Here is a 2,070-nt window from a genome sequence, read left to right as displayed (position 1 = left end):
GTCCAGCGCGTCCACCGCCTTCACCCTGCCGGCCTCGGTGACCGGTCGCCACGCCCTCTGCAGCACGGGCACCGGCCGCGTCTGCAGCACGCTCGCCGACTCCGGCGGCGCCGTGCCCACCGGACCGTACGGCGACCTGGTGGCCACCGCCGACAGCTCCAGCGCAACGGCGACGAGCTGGTCCATCGTGCTCCGCACGGTCGAGGCCAACGCCGCCCCGACGRCGGCGTTCACCGTCCGGTGCGCCAGCACCGACTGCGACTTCGACGCCACCGGCTCCAGCGACGCGGACGGATCGGTCACGTCGTACACGTGGGACTTCGGCGACGGCGGCACCGCCGCCGGCGTGAGCGCCGGCCACGACTTCGTCACGGCCGGCACGCGCGACGTGACGCTGATCGTCACCGACGACGAGGGCACCCAGGGATCACTCGTGGTCCCGGTCCAGGTCACGCGCACCAACGCCACCCCGACGGCATCGTTCACGGCGAGCTGCTCGTTCCTCGAGTGCACGTTCGACGCGACCGCGTCCGCGGACACCGACGGCACGGTGGCGACGTACGCCTGGGACTTCGGTGACGGCACGACGGACACGACGACCGGCGCCTCGCCCACCCACACCTACGGCACCACCGGCACGTACGGCGTCACGCTCACGGTGACCGACGACGACCAGGGCACCGGGACCACCGCCCGCAGCGTCACGCCGGTCGCGGTGCGACCGATCGCGGTGGTGGGCAGCACCGCCACCCAGGGCAACGTGTCCGCGCCCAGCACCGTCGTCCCGGCGGGCACGTCGGCCGGCGACCAGCTGCTCATGGTGCTGAGCCTGAACGACACCACGCGCGTCGTCGGTGCGCCCACGGGCGTCACGGGATGGACGCTGGTCGACACCGCCACCTCCGGCTCGATGCGCACGAGCGTCTACACGAAGGTCGCGGCGGCCGGCGACGCGGGCCGCGCGGTGCGGCTGACGATGGACGCTGCCGCGAAGTACACGCTGACCGTGGCCGCCTACTCCGGCGACATGCTCACTCCGGTCGTCGCCAAGGCGTCGGAGACGGTGTCTCGCTCCGGTCACACGACGCCGACGGTGCAGGCGGGTGCCGGTGCCTGGGCGGTGTCCTACTGGGCCGACAAGTCGTCGGCGACGACCGGTTTCACCCTGCCCGGCGGGGTCACCCAGCGGCAGGCGCTCTGCGGCACCAGCTCCGGCCGGATCTGCAGCGTGCTCGCGGACTCGGGTGGACCCGTGGCGGCCGGGCCGTACGGCGGCCTCAGCGCCACGGCGGACGCACCGTCCGGGAGCGCGACGATGTGGACGATCCTGCTGCGCCGATCCTCATGACGTCGCATCTCGTGAGGCCGCATGTGATGAGGCCGATCCTCAGGACATCGGGCGTCCGCGTCGGCCGGATGGCCGGCGATGATCCCCGAAATGGGTGGTGCGGCCGGCGCGGCGCCTGTCTAGCGTCGAGGACACGACGAGCGAGGGGTGCCCGGTGACGAGCTCGAGATGGACACGCCGCGGGGCTGCGTGCGCCTCAGCCGTCCTGATGGTCGGGCTCGCCCCTCTGGTGCCCGCCGGCGCGCGGACCCCGGACGCCGGCCCGGCTCCGGCCGCGGCCGCCGCGATCTCTCCCGGCGGCGTGCCGTGGACCTGGGGCGGCAACGCGTTCGGCCAGCTCGGCAACGGCACCACCCAGGCCCGGCTGACGCCCGGACCGGTCACCGGTCTGACCGGTGTGGTCGACCTGCACGGCGGCCRCGAGCACGTCGTGGCGCTGCGCGACGACGGCACGGTGTGGGTGTGGGGCAGCAACGTGGAGGGACAGCTCGGCCTCGGCACGACGGCGAACCGCTCGACCGCGACCCAGGTCCCGGGGCTCGCCGGCGTCACCGCCGTCGAGACCGGCCACAACTCCTCGCTCGCGCTGCTCCCGAACGGTTCCGTCCGCACCTGGGGGCTCAACGCCGACGGCCAGCTCGGGGACGGCACGACGACCCTGCGGCGTTCTCCTGTCACCGTGGCGGGCCTCAGCAACGCCGTCGCCGTCGCCGCCGGCAGGA

Annotated in this window: 2 protein-coding genes; both read left to right on the top strand. The window is 73.9% G+C overall.

Going from position 1 to position 2,070, the window contains the following annotated elements; translation table 11 throughout:
• Window positions 1-1,348: PKD domain-containing protein (locus tag ACXJKL_RS19955; protein WP_457208738.1), on the top strand; the 1,348-nt coding region annotated here is incomplete at its 5' end.
• A gap of 154 nt (window positions 1,349-1,502) precedes the next feature.
• Window positions 1,503-2,070, top strand: a 568-nt coding sequence (locus ACXJKL_RS19950) for an RCC1 domain-containing protein (protein ID WP_457208737.1), incomplete at its 3' end; no start/stop codon positions are given.

Source organism: Nocardioides sp. P5_C9_2, assembly GCF_054049555.1.
This window is presented reverse-complemented; position numbering and strand designations above follow the sequence as displayed.